Source organism: Mesorhizobium ventifaucium (genome assembly GCF_935822925.1).
Classification (GTDB): Bacteria; Pseudomonadota; Alphaproteobacteria; order Rhizobiales; family Rhizobiaceae; genus Mesorhizobium; species Mesorhizobium ventifaucium.
The window spans coordinates 1-399 of record NZ_CAKXZS010000063.1; the positions used below are offsets into that span (position 1 = coordinate 1).

Annotated in this window: 1 protein-coding gene; it reads left to right on the forward strand. The window is 63.9% G+C overall.

Translation table 11 applies throughout. The features are described from left to right. A partial coding sequence (locus NMG70_RS30595) for a protein-L-isoaspartate O-methyltransferase family protein (protein ID WP_254027930.1) occupies positions 1-399 on the forward strand: 399 nt, incomplete at its 5' end.

Below are 399 nucleotides of genomic sequence, written 5' to 3' on the forward strand. Positions count from 1 at the left end.
CACGAGGCGGTGCTCGAGATCGGCACCGGCCTGGGCTACCAAACCGCAATCCTCGCGGAACTCGCCGGGCACGTTTGGAGCGTCGAAATCATCGAGGAATTCGCAAGCCATGCCGAGGCACTGCTGCAGGACCTCGGTCTATCCAATGTCAGCATTCGTGTCGGGGACGGGTCTCGCGGCTGGCCCGAGCACGCCCCATTCGACAAGATCCTGGTCAGCGTCGCGGCGGGGCGGGCGCCGCCGGCTTTGCTTGAGCAGCTCAAGCCGGGGGGCCGCCTGGTTCTGCCTGTGGGCCCTGAACTAGGGCAGTTGCTGACGGTCATCGACAAGGATTCGGCAGGACAACTGAAGACCCGCAAAATCATCCCGGTTCGGTTCAGCCGGCTCGAAACGGTCTAA